General features: G+C 37.1%; 18 protein-coding genes and 1 riboswitch. Of the genes, 1 reads left to right on the plus strand and 17 read right to left on the minus strand.

All coding sequences use genetic code 11. The features are described 5' to 3' along the window. Window positions 1-66 precede the first annotated feature (66 nt). A riboswitch (FMN riboswitch) is annotated at window positions 67-181 on the minus strand. 26 nt (window positions 182-207) lie between these two features. The 9 genes from H3T48_RS04375 to H3T48_RS04415 form a co-directional block, all read right to left on the minus strand. Beyond that, window positions 208-927 carry a pseudouridine synthase gene (locus H3T48_RS04375; protein ID WP_198188650.1) on the minus strand — a complete coding sequence of 240 codons (720 nt, stop codon included), beginning with the start codon at window positions 925-927 and terminating at the stop codon, window positions 208-210. Beyond that, window positions 927-1,535, minus strand: a complete 609-nt coding sequence (gene scpB / locus H3T48_RS04380; protein ID WP_187157893.1) for an SMC-Scp complex subunit ScpB — start codon at window positions 1,533-1,535, stop codon at window positions 927-929. The genes H3T48_RS04375 and scpB overlap by 1 nt, the downstream gene beginning before the upstream one ends. Continuing rightward, a complete protein-coding gene (locus H3T48_RS04385) occupies window positions 1,525-2,262 on the minus strand; it encodes a ScpA family protein (RefSeq protein ID WP_198188651.1) in 738 nt (245 codons plus the stop codon). Before H3T48_RS04385 ends, scpB begins: the two co-directional genes overlap by 11 nt. A gap of 3 nt (window positions 2,263-2,265) precedes the next feature. Continuing rightward, window positions 2,266-2,619, minus strand: a complete 354-nt coding sequence (locus H3T48_RS04390) for a reductase (RefSeq protein WP_074425402.1) — start codon at window positions 2,617-2,619, stop codon at window positions 2,266-2,268. Between the two features lie 8 nt (window positions 2,620-2,627). Next, window positions 2,628-3,527 carry a site-specific tyrosine recombinase XerD gene (xerD, locus tag H3T48_RS04395; protein WP_198188652.1) on the minus strand — a complete coding sequence of 300 codons (900 nt, stop codon included), beginning with the start codon at window positions 3,525-3,527 and terminating at the stop codon, window positions 2,628-2,630. Beyond that, window positions 3,520-4,407 (minus strand): S1 RNA-binding domain-containing protein, encoded by an 888-nt coding sequence (locus H3T48_RS04400; protein ID WP_187157891.1) that lies wholly within the window; start codon window positions 4,405-4,407, stop codon window positions 3,520-3,522. Before H3T48_RS04400 ends, xerD begins: the two co-directional genes overlap by 8 nt. A gap of 162 nt (window positions 4,408-4,569) precedes the next feature. Further along, the gene (pyk, locus tag H3T48_RS04405) at window positions 4,570-6,339 is read right to left on the minus strand and encodes a pyruvate kinase (RefSeq protein ID WP_046306812.1); all 1,770 of its coding nucleotides are present in this window, start codon (window positions 6,337-6,339) and stop codon (window positions 4,570-4,572) included. A 30-nt stretch (window positions 6,340-6,369) separates the two neighbouring features. Beyond that, window positions 6,370-7,329: a 6-phosphofructokinase gene (gene pfkA / locus H3T48_RS04410; RefSeq protein ID WP_109715448.1), complete on the minus strand. Its 960-nt coding sequence runs from the start codon at window positions 7,327-7,329 to the stop codon at window positions 6,370-6,372. Window positions 7,330-7,495: 166 nt separating this feature from the next. Then, a complete protein-coding gene (locus H3T48_RS04415; RefSeq protein ID WP_198188653.1) occupies window positions 7,496-10,624 on the minus strand; it encodes a DNA polymerase III subunit alpha in 3,129 nt (1,042 codons plus the stop codon). Window positions 10,625-10,729: 105 nt separating this feature from the next. Here H3T48_RS04415 and H3T48_RS04420 point away from each other — a divergent pair, with 105 nt between their 5' ends. Then, entirely contained in the window at window positions 10,730-10,936 is a 207-nt protein-coding gene (locus H3T48_RS04420; RefSeq protein ID WP_109715446.1) for a YjzD family protein, read from the plus strand. Between the two features lie 43 nt (window positions 10,937-10,979). Here the strand turns inward: H3T48_RS04420 and H3T48_RS04425 are convergent, their stop codons facing one another. From H3T48_RS04425 to uvrC, 8 genes are all read right to left on the minus strand, one after another. Then, on the minus strand, window positions 10,980-12,527 hold the full coding sequence (locus H3T48_RS04425) for a bifunctional UDP-sugar hydrolase/5'-nucleotidase (RefSeq protein WP_198188654.1): 1,548 nt from the start codon (window positions 12,525-12,527) through the stop codon (window positions 10,980-10,982). Window positions 12,528-12,598: 71 nt separating this feature from the next. Then, entirely contained in the window at window positions 12,599-12,790 is a 192-nt protein-coding gene (gene rpmF, locus H3T48_RS04430; protein WP_046306801.1) for a 50S ribosomal protein L32, read from the minus strand. A 114-nt stretch (window positions 12,791-12,904) separates the two neighbouring features. After that, on the minus strand, window positions 12,905-13,126 hold the full coding sequence (locus H3T48_RS04435; protein ID WP_046306800.1) for a lipopolysaccharide assembly protein LapA domain-containing protein: 222 nt from the start codon (window positions 13,124-13,126) through the stop codon (window positions 12,905-12,907). An 8-nt stretch (window positions 13,127-13,134) separates the two neighbouring features. Further along, entirely contained in the window at window positions 13,135-13,929 is a 795-nt protein-coding gene (locus tag H3T48_RS04440; RefSeq protein ID WP_109715444.1) for an SDR family oxidoreductase, read from the minus strand. After that, window positions 13,922-14,863: a ribonuclease Z gene (rnz, locus tag H3T48_RS04445; protein ID WP_046306797.1), complete on the minus strand. Its 942-nt coding sequence runs from the start codon at window positions 14,861-14,863 to the stop codon at window positions 13,922-13,924. Before rnz ends, H3T48_RS04440 begins: the two co-directional genes overlap by 8 nt. 12 nt (window positions 14,864-14,875) lie before the next feature. Continuing rightward, window positions 14,876-16,795 (minus strand): acyltransferase family protein, encoded by a 1,920-nt coding sequence (locus H3T48_RS04450; protein ID WP_198188655.1) that lies wholly within the window; start codon window positions 16,793-16,795, stop codon window positions 14,876-14,878. Window positions 16,796-16,817: 22 nt separating this feature from the next. Further along, window positions 16,818-18,122 carry a GTPase ObgE gene (gene obgE / locus H3T48_RS04455; RefSeq protein WP_198188656.1) on the minus strand — a complete coding sequence of 435 codons (1,305 nt, stop codon included), beginning with the start codon at window positions 18,120-18,122 and terminating at the stop codon, window positions 16,818-16,820. A gap of 75 nt (window positions 18,123-18,197) precedes the next feature. Beyond that, complete coding sequence (gene uvrC, locus H3T48_RS04460; RefSeq protein ID WP_198188657.1) at window positions 18,198-20,000, minus strand: excinuclease ABC subunit UvrC; 1,803 nt, start codon at window positions 19,998-20,000, stop codon at window positions 18,198-18,200. Window positions 20,001-20,110: the final 110 nt, after the last annotated feature.

Consider the following 20,110-nt stretch of genomic DNA (forward strand, 5'->3'; position numbering starts at 1 on the left):
TAGCAACAGACCCGCTTAAATGGAATGAACCCATACCTCATATACATCATTCACAGCTTAAGTTTAGTCTGTCTTCTTTCATCTAGACTTTAACTATCGGTATCATAACTGATTCCACCACTTACGTGGGTCGTGGACTCTCACCACCGGTCGGGATTTTCACCCTGCCATGAAGACAACAAACTTATATTTAATTACAAACATATACTAGTCCACATGCTTTAGCCTGTCAACTTCAGCATGAGATAATTCACGATATTTTCCTGAAACAAGAGATTCTAAAGTTAAAAATGAATAGCGCTCACGTGACAGTTTAATAACCTGATGCCCAACTGCTTTAAACATTCGTTTAACTTGATGGTAATGTCCTTCGTGAATAGTAAGCTGCACAATTTGGAATTTTTTCTTTTTATCAGTGCGAACAACTTTAACCTTGGCACGTGAGCTTTTACGATGATCAATTTCTACACCAGAGGATAATTTTTTAATTTCTTCCGGTGTTAATTGACCTTCAATTTTAGCTACATAAACTTTGGCTACCTTGTTACGTGGATGCATCATCAAATTAGCTAATTCACCATCGTTTGTCATTAATAACAAACCTGACGTATCATAGTCCAAACGACCAATTGGATATAACCGATAAGGTACGTCTTTAAAGAAGTCAACCACAGTCTTACGTCCCTTATCATCCTTAACGGTTGAAACAACGCCTCGCGGTTTGTAGAAAAGATATGTGTGCAGACTCTCACGCTCAATTGGCTCACCATCGACGGTAATATTACTGAAAGTATCAACTTTTGTGCCAAGCTTAGTAACGACATTACCATCAACCGTTACCCTACCTTCTTGAATTATTTTTTCAGCGCCTCGACGTGAAGCAATGCCTGCTTGCGCAATAACTTTTTGTAATCGTTGTAAGACCATTATTTTTCTCCCTTTTGTGCCTTGGCAATATTTTCATCAGCTTTTCCTCTTGCAGAGAATAAATCAATTTCTCCCTCAGAGTTAATGCTCTCATCTTCAAAATCTTCTATTAAAGGTAAATCAGCCAAACTTTGATAGCCAAAATATTGTAAAAAGTATGTTGTAGTTACATATAAATTTGGATGTCCCGGAACATCTTTTTTTCCCTCGGTTTTAATCAGACCACGCCAAATCAGTGTCTGCAAAGCACCTGAGGAATTAACTCCCCTAATTTCGTCTATTTCAACTCTAGTAATTGGCTGTTTATAAGCAACTATCGACAGAATTTCAAGTGCCGATTGACTGAGTGTTTTTGTAACATCTTTTTGGAAAAAGTTCGAGACTAACTCACTTACTTCAGGCCTTGTAGTTAATTTATAGCTGTGATTTATATACAATACCTGGAGGCCAGAATCAGGGTTTTTGCTTAGTTTGTCAGCTAACTGCTTGGCTAGTTCTCGCAATGCAGAATGCTCCACTTGCATCAGATCACACAAGTTACTGGTTGGTATGCCGCTATCTCCTGCCACATATAATAGAGCCTCTAATTGAGCTATTTTACTTATCATTTTGGTCTATTCTTTCTAGTTCTAAGTTACCGAAGGTATGTGCCTGCTGCACTCTGATTTCCTGCTTTTTACAAAGCTCAAGTAATGCTAAGAACAAGCCGATTACATCAGATAAATTCTTCATTTTATCCGTACAAGAAAAAAAACTAATTTTCCGTTGTGTAGCCAATTTTTGGTGCAAGTAATCAATCATTTCGTTAATTGGCGTTTCCTTGACGTCAACCGAAACAGCATCAGGCTGTCTAATTTTTAACCGCTGCAGAACTACAATAAAGGTATTTGCCAATTCTGAGGAGGTAATTTGTCCTAATGGTAGCGGCTGAATTTTTTTAGTCTGCGGAACACTTTCTTCTTTAGCAGCAGTAATCGGAACCTCCTCATTTCGTTCTTTAAAATAAGCAGAAATCTTTTTAAAAACTGAGTACTGCACTAATTGTTGGACAAGTTCATCCCTTGGGTCTTCTTCAGGCCCCTCATCTTCCGTAAAATCATTTTTTGGTAATAAAGACTGTGACTTAATCCGTAACAACATTGAAGACATCACAAAATACTCACCAGCAATTTTTAAATTTAATCTTTGCATTTCATGCAAATAGGATAAATATTGACTAGTGATTTGTGCAATCGGAATATCATAAATATCAATTTTTTGCGATTTGATTAAATGAAGGAGCAAATCTAATGGTCCCTCAAAGTTTGGTAATTCTAAAGTTAAATTACTATTCATCTTTTAATTATCTTTAGTTAAATATTTTACTAAATAAATGTACTCTGGTACGGCGGTAATTTTTTTGGTCGGATTACTGCTTGCCAATTCTTGCATTATTTTACTCTCTGTTTTGGCTTGACGATAATCTGGCGCCAGTGAGAGATAACGTACAACAATAAACTCATTATCCCATTGAGTTCCCATTACACCAACAAAGTTAGGATCATCATCCCGATACAAAAACAGCCGAAATTCTTCACTATTTTTATTTAGTTCAATTTCGTCTCTTAAATTATCTAAATTTTTAAAATCTGGCAAGTAGGACAATAAGCCCATTGCCACTTTTTCTTTATCTTTTTTACATTGAATCAGCATTCAATCACCTAGGTTCGTGGATGTGTTTTAGCATACACTTGCAAAATATGCTGCTGCGATAAATTAGTATAAATCTGCGTCGTACTGATATCTGAGTGCCCCAATATTTCTTGCACCACTCTTAAATCAGCACCATTTTCAAGCAAGTGAGTTGCAAAAGTGTGGCGCAATGTATGTGGAGTGACATTTTTCCTGATTCCAGCCATTTGACAATAGCGCTTAATAATTTGCCAAACAGCCTGTCTAGTCAATGTACCACCACGATTATTCAAGAAAATGGTGTCAGTGTACTTGCCAGATTTTAAAAGAAGCGGATCCCTTACTTTCTCCTGATAACTCTTAATCCAAGAAATTGCCACATCACTAATTGGTATCAGGCGTTCCTTTGATCCTTTTCCCAATACTTTTAGCAGCTTTAGTTCTTCGTGCAGGTCACTAAATTTCAAATTAATTAGTTCACTCACCCTAATTCCTGTTGCATATAAAGTTTCTAACAGGGCTCGATCTCGTATGCCCAATTTTTTAGTTATATCGGGTTGATCAAGCAACTTTGTTACTTCATCAACACTTAATGCTACAGGTAAACGATGTTCTTTTTTGGGTGAATCAATTTCAAGCATGGGATTTATTTTTTGAATGTTTTGCCTAACCAACCATTGATAAAATTTTCTTAGACTTGAAATCATCCTACTAATCGAACTTGTTGCTTTATTTAAATCACGCTGTTCGGCTAAAAAAGCATCTATATCCACCGCTTTTGTTGGCCAAGAATCGAGTCCTTCTTTTTTCAAAAAGGCCAAGAAATCCATTAGATCTTGTCGATAAGCAAAAATTGTATTATCACTTAATCCACGTTCAATTTGACTATAGCGCAGATAATCTTCAACATCTTCTTGCAGTTTATTCATTTTCTTCAGCTTCAGGATCATTAATTAAAGTAATCGATCCTGCTTCCTTATCTTCTGAAATGTATCTGTTTTTAAGTAAATGGCCCACAGCACGTTTAAAAGCTGACTTAGAAATGCCAAAGTAGTTTTTAATTTCCTGAGCATCTGACTTGTCATAAAAAGGCAAGGTCTTATCTCTTTTACGACGTAAGCTCATCAGAATCATTTGAGCGTCATCATCAATTTCTTCAAATGCGCGCGGCAAACTACTTAAGTTTAAGCGTCCATATTGACTAATGCCCACTACACGACCTTTAAATTGTTCACCAACACGTAATGGCTGCGCCATTTGTGAAGCATGAACGAAAGCCAAATAATAGTCACTAGTAATGACAAAAGCACCTACATCGCGACTAGAATACACTGTTCCAAAGACATCTTTATTTTTCATATCAGTTGGAAAGTGAGCTGAAAGTTGTTCAAAAATATCTTCATCTGCCAGCTTGGCCCAGATACGGTCTTTATCATCTGTTTCAAGATGAACTAAAAGCTGATCATCTTTTCTTGGCCATACATCTTTGTTAAAAGGTAAATCATCGACTGATAAAACAACATCTTTATCAGGCAACCCGATATCAACAAAGACCCCTAAGTCAAACCTTACATCTGTCACTTTACTCCAGCCGTACTGATCCGCTTGAGCAAAAGGTAAAAACTGGGTCATTTGGCGATTGTGCTGTTTATCGTCATACAGAAAGCCTTTTACTTCATCACCAAGTTTAGGTGGTTCTTCTTGAGTTATTTCTTTACGTTTCAGCTCATAAGTAACACCCTCAATTTGAACGTAATAGGCATCATCATTTTGATCGATGACCTTTCCTTTTGCAATTGTGCCAAGCATAAAATTCTCCCTTTAATTTTACATATTCTATTCACTAAGTATAACATTTTACCACGTAATATTTTTCTTAAGAAGCAATTTAATTTATTTACAAGATGATAAGAAAAAAGCAAAACAAAAAAGCCAGCTAACTAAGCTGACTTTTTCGTTTAAAGTTATTAATTAAAGGTTTGAAACTTCACCTTGGTAAATTGCACCACGACGAGCATCAACAGTAACAGTAGTACCACCAGCAATCTTTTCGGTTGCATCAGTTACACCTACAACTACTGGAATACCAAGTGATAAACCAACAACTGCAGCATGTGAAGTTAAGCCTGAAGCTTCAACAACTAAACCTGAAGCCTTCTTAATAGCAGGCATGTAATCAGGATCAGTGTTCTTAGCAACAAGGATATCACCTTCATTAGTCTTGCTAATTGCTTCTTCAGCACTGTTTACAACAACTGTTTTACCAACAACTGAACCGTTACCAACGCCTAAACCTTGAGCTAATTTGCTACCAATGATTTGAAGCTTCATTAAGTTAGTTGTACCTGAATCACCAACTGGAACACCAGCTACGATGATTACTAAGTCACCATCCTTAACGTAACCTTGTTCTTTAGCAACTTTAGCAGCTACATCAAACATGTCGTCAGTTGAAGCAGGTTTTTCAGTAAGTAATGGTTGAACACCCCAGCAAATGCCAAGTGAGTGTTGAATCTTTTCGTCAAAAGTCAAAGCTAAGATGTTAGCATTTGGACGGTATTTAGAAATCATTCTTGCAGTGTAACCAGAGTTAGTTGCAGTAATGATAGTCTTAACACCTAATTCTTGAGCAGTACGGACAACTGATTCACCAATAGCTTCAGTAACGTTTGAACCCTTGTATTCTTCAAATCTTTGAAGAGCTAAAGTGTTACGCTTAAGAAGTTCTTGTTCAGTTCTTTCGTCAATTTCAGCCATTGCTGAAACAGCTTTAACTGGGTAAAGACCGTTTGCTGATTCACCTGAAAGCATAGTTGCGTCAGTACCGTCAAGTACTGCGTTAGCAACGTCAGAAACTTCAGCACGAGTTGGACGAGGATTTTCTTGCATTGAGTCAAGCATTTGGGTTGCAGTGATAACTGGCTTGCCAAGTGCATTAGCTCTCTTGATTAAGTCCTTTTGAACAAATGGTACATCGATAAATGGAATTTCAACACCCATGTCACCACGAGCAACCATCAAACCATCTGAAACTTGTAAAATTTCGTCTGCGTTATCAATACCTTCTTGTGATTCAATCTTAGGATAAATCTTAACATAATCACAACCAGCATCTTCACAAAGCTTACGGATATCAAGAATATCTTGAGCTTTACGTGCAAATGAGGCAAAGATAAAGTTAATACCGTGCTCTAGACCAAACTTGATGTCATCAGCGTCTTTGTCAGTAATTCCTGGGAGGCGGATTTCAACACCAGGTGCGTTAACACCTTTCTTAGAACCAATAACTCCAGTATTTTGAGCTTCACAAACTAATTCTTTCTTAGAGTCGTCTTTTTCTTTAATTAATAAATCAACTAAACCATCATCAATTAAAACATGACCACCAACGTGAGTATCACCATATAGACCTTCATAAGTAACATGAATCATGTCCTTATTACCAGGTTTTGAAGCATCCATTGAAACGCGGATTTCGTCACCGGTATTAATAGTGAACTTGCCACCTTCTTGATCAGTGGTTCTAATTTCAGCACCTTTAGTATCCAAAGCAATACCAAGAAGTATTCCAGTTTCTTTTTCAACTTGGCGAACCATCTTCATACGTGATAAATGCTCAGCATGATCACCGTGTGAAAAGTTGAAACGAAATACGTTTACGCCTGACTTAGCCAAAGCTGTAATAGTTTCAATATCGTTTGAAGCTGGCCCTAAAGTACTAACAATTTTAGTTTTCTTCATTATGTAAAATTCTCCCCAAAATCGACTAAATTATTTAGTCATTTCATCATTTATATCTAATAACGTCTCATCACTGCGATGAGTATCATCAAACAGGTCTAAGATATCGTGTGTTTCAAGTTGCCCGTTCTCCATACCGACAGCCAAACCGCCTTTACCATCGAGAAGCAACTTAACGGCATAATTACCCATCTTAGTTGCATTAACTCTATCCAGAACTGTTGGTGATCCACCACGTTGCATATGACCTAAGATATTAGCTCTAGCGTCAAAGTCACCGTATTTTAGAAGTTCAGTTCTAAATTCTTCGGCATCCATTACGCCTTCAGCTAATACGATAATACCATGATCCTTGCCTGCTGCAAAGCCACGCTTAAGTGTCTCAGCAATTTCTTTAACATCGTATGGACGTTCAGGAACAACAATTGCATCTGCACCACTTGCTAAACCAACACGCATAGCAATATCACCACAACCACGGCCCATTACATTAACAATGAACACACGGTGGTGGCTACTTGCAGTATCACGAATCTTGTCAATTGCTTCTAACGCAGTATTGCAGGCAGTATCTAAACCGATTGTGTAGTCAGTACATGGAATATCATTATCAATTGTACCTGGTAAACCGATTGAGTTAATGCCAAGACGAGTTAAGGCTAAGGCACCGTGATAAGAACCGTCACCGCCGATTACGATAACAGTGTCAATATCATGCTTCTTTAGTTGTTCAACACCCTTTTTTTGCACCTCTGGTTGTGCAAATTCTGGGAAACGTGCACTATATAAAAATGTGCCACCTAAACTTATCATGTGGTCAACGTTTTCAGCAGTAAGCGTAACAAAGTCACCAGCAACTAACCCGGCAAAGCCATAACGAATACCAACGACACCAAGCCCGTTATGAATTGCAGTCTTAGTAACAGCTCTAATAGCTGCATTCATGCCGGGAGCATCGCCGCCGCTCGTTAAAATACCAATTCGCTTCATGAATTCACCTCATTAATATTTATTGTGTAATTTCTCACATCCACTAAATTCTAACATTCTTTGCCAAAAAAATCTCAAAAAAATGACTTATTTTACCGTTTTATCGGTCTTTTTGCTTGTTAGCGCTAACAGTCATTACTCACCAAAAATTGTTAGAAAAAACGCTTTATCCCTTAAAGTTCACCACTTTTATGTTCAGTAAAACGTATTGTTTTTTACTTGAATCAAAGCGGTCATTTTGAACTTTAACATTCAGAAGGTAAATATCACCTTCCTTTAAAATAGACTGAGCTTTTTCATAAACATTTGGAAAAATAACAATATCTTCTCTACTTGAAGAATCAACAAAATTAGCAAATGCCATCGTTGTATTTTTCTTAGTTTTGACAAGTTTTAATGTCATCAGTTTTCCTACTGCGACACCAACTTCGTTAATTTCAAACTCATTAAGTGCTTTTGCATGAAACTTTTCGGCATATTTTTGTACCGCAACTATTGGTGATGTCATGGTCGAAAAGCCTAGTGCTTCTTGCTCCATATCAGCTTTTTCAGTATTAGTTGGTGCTTCAGCTGATTTTATTGGTACGCCACCCAAGCTTTCCGATAAAGCCAAATTGTTACCAGTCAATTCAATATTTTCAATAATCTCTGGGCTATTTTTGAGTAATTCATTTCGATTATTATTTAAACTATCAAAACATCCTGCCTTAATTAACGGCTGAATTAACTTAACTTTTAAAAACTTGGAGTCAATTCGACGCAGAAAATTAGTAAACGAGGTAAAAGGTTTATTTCCACGTGCTTTTAAAATTTCCCTAAGTGCATCAATTCTTATTCCCTTGATTGCGCGAAGACCAACCAGAATTCGACCATCAACCATCTGATAATTCAAATCACTCTTATTGATATCAGGTGGCAAGATTTTCACTCCAGCTCCTTGAGCACGCATAATGTAATCACTAATTTTAAAGTGATTACCACTATTAGAATTTAGCATTGCGGCATAAAATTCTGCTGGATAGTGAACCTTTAAGTATGCAAGCCAAAATGCCATTTTAGTATAGGCAACTGCATGGGAACGATTAAAACCATAGTTAGCAAACTGCTCAATATAGCTGTATACACGTTCTCCTACTTCACGAGGGTGTCCATTTTTTACTGTGCCCTCAATAAATTTATCTTTTTCTTGATCAATGACTTGCTGGTTCTTTTTGGACATTGCCCGGCGTAAGATGTCAGCTTCACCTAAAGAAAAGCCAGCTAAAATCTGAGCTGTTTGCATAACTTGTTCCTGGTAAACCAAGATACCATACGTTGGTGCCAAAATTTCCTTAAGGCTTGGATCCGGATAAGTAACTTTTTCCTTTCCTCTTTTCCGAGCAACAAAAGAATGGATATTTTGCATTGGACCCGGACGATATAAAGCATTAACCGCAACGAGATCTTCAAAGTTATCCGGATGAAGCTCACGAAGAACATTCTTAATCCCACCAGATTCAAATTGAAAGACTAAATCCGTATCCCCTTTCTGGAAAGCTTCCATTGTCTTTTGATCATCAAGCGGTATTTGATTTACATCAATTGTCTTACCTTGACTCTGAATCATATCTACAGTGTCACCCAGAATTGTTAGATTACGAAGTCCTAAAAAATCAATTTTTAATAAGCCAAGGCTTTCAACATACTTTTTAGTTTGTTGTGTAATCGGTATACCGAGCTGACCGGCTTGCAATCCAGAAATCGCTGCAATTGAGTTATCGCTTAAAACCAACCCAGCAGCATGGATTGAGTAATGCCGTGGCAGACCTTCAAGTCCCTTTGCCGTTTCAAAAAGGAGCTTATTCTTCGAACTAGCGTCAACCAATAAGCGCATCTTATTAGAACTTTGATAAGACTCTTCAAGTGAAATTTTTGTTTTAGAAAACGGCACACTTTGCGACCACTTACTCATTTCAGCTTCACTTAAACCAAATGTACGCCCAGTATCACGTAAAACTTGTTTAGCTGCCAAAGTACCAAAGGTTAAAATTTGCGCTGCATGATCCATCCCATACTTTTCAAACATATACTTGATAACATCATCTCGGCGATTGTCAGGAATATCTAGATCAATATCAGGCATTTCGTGTCTTGAAGGATTCAAAAAACGCTCAAACAGAAGATGATATTCAATTGGATCAACTTCGGTAATCCGCAATGAATATGAAACAAGTGATCCACAAGCCGAACCACGTCCCGGACCTGTGACAATTTTAGCACGATGGCAGTAATTAATTACGTCCCAAACGATTAGGAAATAATCGTTAAAGCCCATTTCATCAATTATGCCTAATTCATAATCAAGTTGGTTTTGGTAATTAGCAGGAATTTCTTGATTTTTAAAACGAGCCTGCAAACCTGTTTGCGCCAAATAAGTAAGATATTCCTTTGAAGTCGGGAATTTGTTTTGTTTATATTTTGGTAAAACAGGTTCTTGAAAAACAATGTTAGCATTACATTGCTCAGCAATTTTCCAAGTATTCTCTAGTGCTTCATCAAGGTCCAAATCATGGTACCTGATGCTTAATTCTTGCGTACTTGGTAAATAATGCGAGCCTTCTTGCTTAGCTAGTGATTCGATGTCTTCCATGACAAGACCATTTTTTACAGCCTGTAATGTTTTCTTTAAAAATTGATCATGTGGTTTCAGGTAGTTGGTATCTTCCAGGCTAACAATTGGTAGTTTAAACTGTTTAGCCAGTTCTTTAACATATGTAAGATAAACTTCCTGTTTTTTCGAGCCATATACTCCCAAGTATAGAGAGCTTGTTTCTGGCACCAATTTAAGCAGCTTTCGTACAAAATCGTTGCCAAGCTGGTCATCCTGCTTTTGTAAATTAAGCAGCTCGCTATATGAATTTGCCGGAACAATTAAAACTAAATCACCAAGATCTTTAGCCAATTTGTCTAAAGTTAGTATTTTCTTATTAGCCCCATTCTCAGTTAATAAGTTAATCCTACTAGATAAGCGTAGAATGTTGCGATAGCCCTCATCAGTTTTTGCCAATGCAATTATGTCATATTGGTGCGAATTATCAATTAGACCGTTTAATCTGAGCTGCATCCCTAAAATAGGTTTAATGCCAACATCTTGCGCCACTTCAAAAAAGTTAACTAGACCATAGGTAACATTTATGTCAGTTAGGCTAACTGCCTCATAACCTTCACTTTTAGCGGCAATTAAAAGATCTTTAATTTTAATTGGACTTTCAAGAAGTGTGAAAGAACTTGTATTTTGTAAAGCAGCAATTTTCATTTGGCATCTTCCCTTCTATTAAAATTAGTATACCAAAAACTACTCTTTTAGTTTGAAAACCTGCCCAAACTTTGCTAAAATTCTCCTATGAAAGAGGGCAACACTATGGGACGTTATATTGTAACCATTTGTTGGAGCGTTGTTTATATGTTAATTGTGGGTTTTATTGCAGCTCCTTTAACGCAAAACGTCTTCAACCTAGGTGAAGCTGCTATTATTGGTGTGATTTTTGGTGTTCTATTTGCCGCTATTATCCCAACAATTACAGCTCATTCTGTTAAAGATAAAAGTCAATACACTAAGCTAAAATAGATCTTAAAAAGCCGTTAGCATAGACTGCTAGCGGCTTTTTGTTTTAATAAAATTTATAATTTTTTCTTGGATCAACTGGTATCTTTGCTTGAGTTAAAAATTCTTGAAACATTTGGACATAATCTTTATCAAGTGTTTCCTCAATTTTATCCTGACTATAACATGGATAAAAGCCGCCACCCATTGCCCGATAATTGTTAACTGCTAAGTAGTAGCTCTTTTCTGGCTCAATTGCTCTGCCTTTTAGCTCAAATTTGGTTAAGCGCTGGCCTACTTCTCTACTAAGATCAGCTTCATAGTCAATTGGATAAAAAACGTCAAAGTTAAATAATAAATCTTGATATTCAGGTGCAAAACTAATTTTTCCTAGATCATCTTTTTTTAAAAAAGATAAACTATGTTCAACAATTGCTCGTAGTTCAGAGCCTAAAATTTTTACTTTGCATAACAAATTGGAATACGGATAGTTTAGCAAAATGTCACGCATTGTTACTTCTTGTTTAAAGCCTTTCGCCGTTTCACTCATCACTGCAGTGGCTGAAACATCTGCTCCAGTAAAATAAAGTTGCATTTGCTGTAACAAGTTAACAAACGGTGATCCCTCAATCCGCGCTTTATTTGCATCTTCAATTGGTGCTGACTGGCTTAACTTTGCTATCGGCTGATCCAGCCATTTTTGTGTATTTTTGTTTAAATCCGTAGAAAGATTAATAATTTCTGAATCAGGAGTGGCTTCTGCAGTATCAATCAACATTGCCTTTTTAGAGATGATTTTTTTAGTCTGTTCGTCAATCTCTAATACCACTTTTCCGACGGCTTCACCGCGATATCCTGGCTGTACAATTGCTGTGTTATTAACTACCGCACTCATCTTTTTGTGCTGATGCCCTGTCAGGAAAACATCAATTTCTGGAATTTCAGCCAGCATTTTGTAGCCTTCGTTTTCCCCTGTTGCTGGTTCAGTTTGCATACCACTTTCGGGATCAGCTTCAAAGCCACCATGATAAATTACGGCTAAAACATCTACTTGTGGGCGTAGAATTTGCGCATAATACTTTGTTTGAGCAAATGCAGAGGCAAATCTAAGCCCCGCGACATGTTCCGCAGGTTCCCATGAAGGAACTTTTTTAGTGGTAGCACCAATTAATCCTACCCTTATCCCATTTTTATTGACGATTAAATAGTCTTTTCCAAAAGCAGGTTGACCGGTTTTTTCATCCAAAACATTGTCATTTACAAATGGCGCTCTACTGTTATTAATGCAATCGTTTAAGTAATCAAGTCCGTAATTGAAGTCGTGGTTGCCCAAGCACCGTGCATCATAATCGATTGCATTATACAAAGAAAGAAATTCTTTTACCTGCTCAATATTTTTAGTTGACTGGGCAAATGAGGCTAATGGCGAGCCCTGCAGGAAATCGCCGGAATCAATGATGACAACATTATCCTTTCCATACGTCTCTTGCTCACGCTTGATGACGCTACTAACCCTACTTAATCCAAAAGGTGCATTGCAATCTTTGGGACTTTGATAGTCTGTCGGTAATATATAACCATGTAAATCACTTGAACTTAAGAAAACTAGTTCCATCTTGTCTAATCCTATCTACGTGAACAAATTTTAGGTAAAAAAAAGACACCCTTAATTGAGGTGTCTTTAAATTAGTTGTTGTCGCTTGCGTTAGTTTCACTAACAACTTGACGACCCTTGTAATAACCTTTAGGTGAAACGCGGTGGCTCAAACGGTATTCACCAGTAGTTGCATCATAATGCATTGCTGGAACAGCTAACTTGATATGGCCACGACGTGAACGTTTCTTTTGCTTAGAAGTATGTCTCTTAGGAACTGCCATTTTATTTGATCTCCTTTATTGTAGAATTACGTTTTTAGGTCACTAATAAAACAGTGCCTAAAACACTTCACGTTTGTTAATGATACTATTGTATCTTAAATAAATCAAGATATATTAGTTATTCTTGTCCCTTTTATGCCCATTTGCTCCAAAAAACCAGCCAATTAAGACACCTATAATAATCATTAGCACCAAAATAATAATTAGTGGTACCTTAACATTAAACAAGCCGAAATTAATTGCAACATTTTTGGTATTAAGTACGACAAAAATCACTGCTAAAAGAGTAAGGATCAAGATTAAGATCAATTTTATTTGTCTTGTCTTATTTTTCATTTATCGCACTACTTTCTTGAGGCAAACTTAAGGGATAATTTATCCCCAATTGATGGAAATAGATTATAAAGCTTAGCTAAAGTGGCCAAACTAAGCGGAATATTTAATTCACGCTTATTGCTACCAAAGAAGTGAACCACTTGCCAAGCAACATCATCAGGATCAAGAATGTATCTTTCAACGTTTTTAACATATTCACCACTTTTATCAGCAATATTAAAGAAATTCGTGTAAACGGGTCCTGGATTGACCGTCATTACTTTAACACCGAATGGCTTTAGTTCTAGACGCAAGACATTTGAAAATTGAATTACTGCAGCTTTTGAGGCACTATAAGCAGCTGATTTTACAGTTGGAACCTTACCAGCCATTGAACCAAAATTAATGATTTGACCGGTCTTTTGGTCCATCATTAGTCTTCCGATTAGTCTAGTAAAGTACATCAAGCCCAAAACGTTAACTTGGAACATTGCAGTAACTTCACGGCGATCCATTTCAACAAAATTTTCAAATTTACCAAAGCCGGCACAGTTAACTAAGTAATCAACATGTTTAGTTACTTTAACAATGTCCTTGAAAGTAGCATCAATTTGCTCACTTTCACTCATGTCAGTAACAAAGCTGTACGTTGGTGCACCAGATAGTTCATGTGCCTCAGCCGCCACCTTTTCCAGCTTTTCCTTGTTTCGTGCTATCAAAATTACGGTCGCACCGCGTCCCGCACTTTCTAAAGCAATTGAATGGCCAATGCCACTGGATGCTCCAGTAACAACCACGACCTTATTTCTTAATGAGTCACTCATTCTGCTCACCCTCCATTGGAATTATTACCCGGTCAAAATCATTCGCTAATTTAGTATTAGGGAAAATTTTTTCGGCTTGGTTTACTAATTTTCTGGCTTTTGCCCCTAAATATCTGGCTGAAATATGATCCAAATATAAGCTTTTTACTCCATTATCGCGCGCAATTTTAGCTGCTTCAACCGCCGTTGAATGAAAATATGAGTGCGCTAAGTCGGCTTCATGACCAGCAAAAGTTGATTCATGGACCAATACATCAGCATCCTTAGCAAGCTTTGCAATTGTCGGCGTAGAACGAGTATCGTAAATAATTGTAATTATTCTACCTGGCTTACTTGGTCCTAAGAAATCATTTCCATCCAATATTGTACCATCGTCTAAGGTCACTTTTTCACCATTTTTAAGTTTACCAAGTAATGGTCCATTAGGAATATTATATTGCGTTAACTTACTCATTAGCAACTCACCTTGATGGTTATCTTCGACTACACGGTACCCAAAGCTTGGAACACGATGCGCAAGTTTTTCTGCATATACTTTAAATCCTTGGCCTTGGAATATTAGACCACCCTCTTCAAGTTGAACAAACTTGATTGGATAGGATATTTTTGTACGCGAAATTTTAAGTGCAGTGCGAACAAACTGTTCTAGTCCTGGAGGACCATAAATAGTTATCGGACCAACATCCCCTTGAAACGATCTGGTTGCAAGCAAACCAGGTAACCCAAAAATATGATCACCATGATTATGAGAAATAAAAATTTTGGTCACTTTTCGTAATCTAATATTTGTACGTAAAATTTGATGCTGTGTTGCTTCTCCAACATCAAATAACCAAATTTCGTTAATTTCATCTAACATTTTAAGTGCAATACTCGAAACATTGCGCTGCTTAGATGGCTGCCCTGCACCCGTTCCTAAAAATTCTAATTCCATATGTCCCTCGTTCTAATATTTGGCGTTTTTTGTGATCGTTTTGACGATTAAAGCACTGTAGTACTTTGATCCTATTGGTGTTGGATGAGTCAAATCTTCGTAAAACCAGTTGGTTTTATTTTTAGAAAAATCATACCAGTCAATAATTGTAAGATTGTGATAACGTTTCGCCGCATGTGCCAGTAATTTATTTACTTGATTTTGCCATGGTTTATTTGGTACGTGCGTATTTATCCAAAAAACATGTCGCTTTGGACCAACTTCTTTCATCAACTGCTCTAAATCAGATATGGCAAATGGCCCATTTGTGCCTAAACCAATTAGCACATTGTCAGCAAGTGCATGTTGGGCTTTATATTGACTAACCAATCCAAAAGCAACATTTAGCTGACGTGAAATAGCCGCGTCAATAATTGCCTTAGGCATTAACTTAGTTAAGTCATTACTCGAACCGGCCATGACCGAATCACCTATTGCAGTAAGGCGCACTTTTTGTCCCAGCTGTAGGTCAACTTGGCTAATCCCATATTTTGTATAGGAGCGATTTACAGGATGTTTTTTAGCGCTTCGCTTCGCTTGAGCTATCAGCTTGCTCTTTTTTTCATCCTTCTTTTTTGCCTTTTTCATTTTTGCAATCAAAGCTTTATTATCTTTGTTTTGTTGCTTTCGATTTGCACTGATTCTTAAGGCAAGTTGGGATTTATTAAAGTCTTCCGCCTTAACCGTTGGCGAAACAAGCATTGCAATACTACCAACGATAAAAACTAAGCCAATTAAAGCTGTTCTTATTCTAAGAAAATTGTTTTTGGCATCCAAGTCACGTAATCTGGAAAAGAAAGCTTTACATTTAGCCCAAGTAATCTTCCCCAGTGGCTTTTCAATAATACGATATGAAACTTCACTGAATACTAAAATTAATAATAGCTCAATTAGTCGGTATAACACTACATGATCGGCCATATTAGTGACCTTATCTTCAAAAAAGATCATAATTGGAAATTGATACAGGTAAATACCATAACTCCTAGAGCCCAACCAATTAAAAATTGGATTAGTCAGCCAGCTATTCCAATGGCTTCCCGGATGAGCAATGACGCCAACCAAAATAACAGTAAAAACAGTGAACAGTAACATGCCGCCATAATATGGGAAGCCCTTTTCTGGATTCATTGTTGGACCAAAGAAAAGAAAGAGCATCGTAACTAGCGATATCGCACCTACAATATCAAGTAATGTCGTATCTATTTGCTCAATTCGAGATTTCATTCTGTCCATTGGCCAAATAACTGCAAACGCGGCACCTAGACCAAGTGAAAAGAAGCGTGTATCAGTCCCATAATATATCCGATTAAGATCAACGCCGGTTTTATACATTATTGCCATTTCCAACGCGGAAAGGATGGACATACCAAAAAGAATTTTAAAGATTCTCTTCCTTTTTTTACCGTATTTTACGAGTAAAAAAATCACTAGTGGCCATAAAATATAGAACTGTCCGTTAATTGACATTGTCCATAAATGCGTGAAGGGAGATTCATTTGTCGCAAAACGCTCAAAATAACTCTGCCCGTTAAAAATTTGCCAGAAATTATAGACATTTAATAGATTAGCAATAACAATTTGATTTAATTTCGTTAATAAATTTCGTTGAAATAAAATAATATAAGCAGCAGCTAGCCATAAAACAGCAATTAAAGATGGATATAGCTTCTTTAACCTACCTAGATAGAATCTCTTAGCGTCAAAGTATCCTTCCTCATCATAAGATTTAAGTATCTGACATGTAACCAAATAACCTGTTAAAACGAAAAAAATCGGCACTCCAAGATAGCCTCCAATAAAAGTATTAGGATCCAGGTGATATAAAATCACACCGATAACTGCTAACGCTCTGAGTCCAGAATATCCCGTAATAAACCGATTTTTTGCCATTTTTCTACTTTTCTATTTTTAATTATTGCACAAATTCAAAATTAAATGTGCCAATTATTACATCGTCGCCGTCAACGGCTCCTTTTTCACGTAATGCTTCATCCACACCAAGGTTTTTCAATTTACGAGCCAAACGGACAACACCGTCTTGATAATCAAGATTTGTACGTTTAACTAAATTCTCTAAACTTTCACCCTTAATTTCAAAAACATGATCTTCAAGTTTGATAACTGTAAATTCATTCTTTTTAGGTGAACTATAACGATATTCCTTAACTTTTTGAACAGCTTTTGGTTCTTCTTGGGCTTTTTCTTTTTCAACTTTTTCAACTAATGAAGCTGTATCCTGCATTAAGACATCAACTCCCTGATGCGTAACGCTAGATATTGCATATACCGGCTCCGTAATGCCTGCTTCTCTCAAGTCTTCCTTAAATTCAGCCAATTTTTCTTCAGAACCAGGAATATCCAATTGTGTTGCTACAATTAGCTCTTTTTTGTTTTTAAGTTCTTCGTCATAGAGCAACAATTCCTTACGGATTTTTTGATAATCCTCAAGTGCATCACGACCATTTTCAGGATCCATTGATACTAAGTGTAAAATAACTTTTGTTCGCTCTATGTGTCGTAAAAACTGAATTCCCAATCCAACACCTTGACTTGCACCTTCAATTAATCCAGGCAAGTCAGCCATTGAAAAGTCTCGACCATCTGGTAAGATGACCATCCCTAAATTAGGAGTTAATGTGGTAAATGAATATGAAGCAATCTTTGGTTTGGCTTTGGTAACAACAGAAAGTAAAGTTGATTTACCAACTGATGGAAAGCCAACTAAGCCAACGTCTGCCAGAACCTTTAGCTCTAAACGCAAGACACGGTCTTCACCAGGCTCACCATTTTCGGCAATCTCAGGTGCAGTGTTGACACTTGTAGCAAAGTGAATATTTCCACGACCTCCACGGCCTCCACGTGCAACAACTAATTCCTGCTTGTTTTCAGTTAAATCGCCAATTTCTTCATTAGTATCAAAATCATATACCGTTGTTCCAATCGGGACGCGCAAATATAAGTCCTTTGCACCGCGACCGTATTGTGATTTGATACGGCCATTTTCACCGCTTTCAGCTTTAAATTTGCGCCGGTAACGAAAATCCATCAATGTTCTTAAGCCGCTATCTGCAACAAAAATAATGCTTCCACCACGGCCACCGTCTCCACCAGCGGGTCCGCCATTAGGAACGTATTTTTCATGGCGGAAAGCAACCATACCATCCCCGCCTTTACCGGCTTGAACTTCAATCTTAGTCTGATCGACAAATGTAGGCATGCTAATTCTCCTTCCGTCTTCTCTAACTTTACTACTATACCACAAAAAAGCAGCTCTTTCGTGGTAATTTAATTGCTATAGCGTTAATTTTACTGTTTGTGCTTGCGGGAGTGTCAAACCTACTTCGCGCAACTCATCAATTGATGCTTCTTTAATTTTCTTAATTGAGCCAAAATGACGCAATAGCTTGTTTCTACTCTTCGGACCAATTCCTTTAATTGAGTCTAATTTACTCGATAAAGCATTTTTCGCATGTGTCCGCCGATGGAATGTAATTGCAAAGCGGTGAACTTCATCCTGAATCCTAGTCATCAAATAAAATCCTTGTGATTTTGGATCTAGTGGAATCAGTTTCATTGGCACGCCGTTAATCGGATCACCATACAATAGATGATTGGTTCTATGCTTATCATCTTTAACCATTCCTGCTACAGGGATATTAAGGTTCAGTTCATTACGTAAAACGTCTTGACAAGCATCTACTTGGATTTGACCACCATCCATTAAAATTAAGTCAGGCATCGCTTTATGCTCACGTAAAAGTCTTCCATATCTTCGACGCACAACTTCTCTGGTATTGCGAACTTCATCGCCACCATTTTGATGTTCAACTTCTCCCTTTAACTTATACTTTCGATAAGAATTTTTGTCTGGTTCTCCATCTTTAAAAACGACTAAAGCAGAAACAGGATCTGTTCCTTGGATATGAGAGTGGTCAAAGCTTTCGATTACATGGCCATACGGTAAGCCAAGTGCATCAAAAATTTCTTTTTGCGCACCTTTAGTTTTTCTATTTCCTAGTTCCAGCAAACGAAATTTATCATCGAGTTTCAGCTTAGCATTCTCTTTAGCCATCTTTAAGAGTGCTCGTTTTTGCCCTCTTTTTGGTGTTCTTACAGGGACTTTTAATACTTCGCTTAAGGCTTCATTATCAATTCCTTCAGGTACAAGAACTTCCTTAGGAAGAACTCGATTTTTTTGACCATAAAACTGAACAATAACTGATGCAAAAGCGTCTTCAGGATCACCAGTATCCGTCAAAGGATACATTCTTGTTTCTCTTCTAAGCAATTTTGCCTGGCGTAAGAAAAACACTTGAACTGAAATCCATGATTTATCAACGTAAAAATTAAAAATATCGCGTTGAGTATTATCGTTAGAAATGATTTTCTGCTTTTCGACTGTTTCTTCAATATATTTGAGTTGATCACGAATATCAGCTGCTCGCTCAAACTCAAGGTTTTGCGACGCCTCTTCCATTCTTTGATTTAACTCTTGTTTCACTGAAGCAATATCCCCGTTCAAAAAGCTTTTGATTTTTTTGATTTGGGCATCATATTCAGATTTAGGAACTGTCTTAAAACATGCTCCCAGGCATTGCCCCATGTGATAGTACAAGCAAGGTCGCTTTTGTTTACCGTTACACCTTCTTAGAGGAAAAACCTTTTGAATAAATTTCAGAGTTGCCTGAGCAGCATAAACATTGGGATATGGACCAAAATAATAGCCGCCATCTTTTCTAATGATACTAGTTAGTTTAGTCTGCGGATTCCGTTCATTGGTAATTTCAATGTAAGGATAACCTGTACCCTGCTTCAACTGAACGTTATAGTACGGTTGATACTTTTTGATTAAAGTCACTTCTAGAAGAAAGGCTTCTTTATCAGTTGAAACGGTAATAATATCATAATCCCTAATTTCATTAACTAATTCAGCCCTTCGACCAACTTGGGTGCTCTTAAAATATGAACGTACTCGATTCTTAAGATTTTTTGACTTTCCAACATAAATTACTTTCCCGTTGATATCCTTCATCAAATAGCAACCAGGTTTAGCAGGAAGAAGTTTTAACTTGTTTTCAATTAATTCGGACGCCAAAAAACCACCCCTTCTCTAAATTTGCTGTATCAATTTTAACACAAAATACGAACTAGTGATTCTGTCAGCTTTTATTCTTACTGCCTATTTTTACTCTTAAACTTACCTAT

This window comes from Lactobacillus sp. M0403 (assembly GCF_016101265.1).
Taxonomy (GTDB): domain Bacteria; phylum Bacillota; class Bacilli; order Lactobacillales; family Lactobacillaceae; genus Lactobacillus; species Lactobacillus apis.

What these genes read in the sequence shown, in the direction of transcription:
- H3T48_RS04375 (WP_198188650.1), bottom strand. Translation starts at nt 927, where the DNA reads ATGGTCTTACAACGATTACAAAAAGTTATTGCGCAAGCAGGCATTGCT.
- scpB (WP_187157893.1), bottom strand. Translation starts at nt 1,535, where the DNA reads ATGATAAGTAAAATAGCTCAATTAGAGGCTCTATTATATGTGGCAGGA.
- H3T48_RS04385 (WP_198188651.1), bottom strand. Translation starts at nt 2,262, where the DNA reads ATGAATAGTAATTTAACTTTAGAATTACCAAACTTTGAGGGACCATTA.
- H3T48_RS04390 (WP_074425402.1), bottom strand. Translation starts at nt 2,619, where the DNA reads ATGCTGATTCAATGTAAAAAAGATAAAGAAAAAGTGGCAATGGGCTTA.
- xerD (WP_198188652.1), bottom strand. Translation starts at nt 3,527, where the DNA reads ATGAATAAACTGCAAGAAGATGTTGAAGATTATCTGCGCTATAGTCAA.
- H3T48_RS04400 (WP_187157891.1), bottom strand. Translation starts at nt 4,407, where the DNA reads ATGCTTGGCACAATTGCAAAAGGAAAGGTCATCGATCAAAATGATGAT.
- pyk (WP_046306812.1), bottom strand. Translation starts at nt 6,339, where the DNA reads ATGAAGAAAACTAAAATTGTTAGTACTTTAGGGCCAGCTTCAAACGAT.
- pfkA (WP_109715448.1), bottom strand. Translation starts at nt 7,329, where the DNA reads ATGAAGCGAATTGGTATTTTAACGAGCGGCGGCGATGCTCCCGGCATG.
- H3T48_RS04415 (WP_198188653.1), bottom strand. Translation starts at nt 10,624, where the DNA reads ATGAAAATTGCTGCTTTACAAAATACAAGTTCTTTCACACTTCTTGAA.
- H3T48_RS04420 (WP_109715446.1), top strand. Translation starts at nt 10,730, where the DNA reads ATGGGACGTTATATTGTAACCATTTGTTGGAGCGTTGTTTATATGTTA.
- H3T48_RS04425 (WP_198188654.1), bottom strand. Translation starts at nt 12,527, where the DNA reads ATGGAACTAGTTTTCTTAAGTTCAAGTGATTTACATGGTTATATATTA.
- rpmF (WP_046306801.1), bottom strand. Translation starts at nt 12,790, where the DNA reads ATGGCAGTTCCTAAGAGACATACTTCTAAGCAAAAGAAACGTTCACGT.
- H3T48_RS04435 (WP_046306800.1), bottom strand. Translation starts at nt 13,126, where the DNA reads ATGAAAAATAAGACAAGACAAATAAAATTGATCTTAATCTTGATCCTT.
- H3T48_RS04440 (WP_109715444.1), bottom strand. Translation starts at nt 13,929, where the DNA reads ATGAGTGACTCATTAAGAAATAAGGTCGTGGTTGTTACTGGAGCATCC.
- rnz (WP_046306797.1), bottom strand. Translation starts at nt 14,863, where the DNA reads ATGGAATTAGAATTTTTAGGAACGGGTGCAGGGCAGCCATCTAAGCAG.
- H3T48_RS04450 (WP_198188655.1), bottom strand. Translation starts at nt 16,795, where the DNA reads ATGGCAAAAAATCGGTTTATTACGGGATATTCTGGACTCAGAGCGTTA.
- obgE (WP_198188656.1), bottom strand. Translation starts at nt 18,122, where the DNA reads ATGCCTACATTTGTCGATCAGACTAAGATTGAAGTTCAAGCCGGTAAA.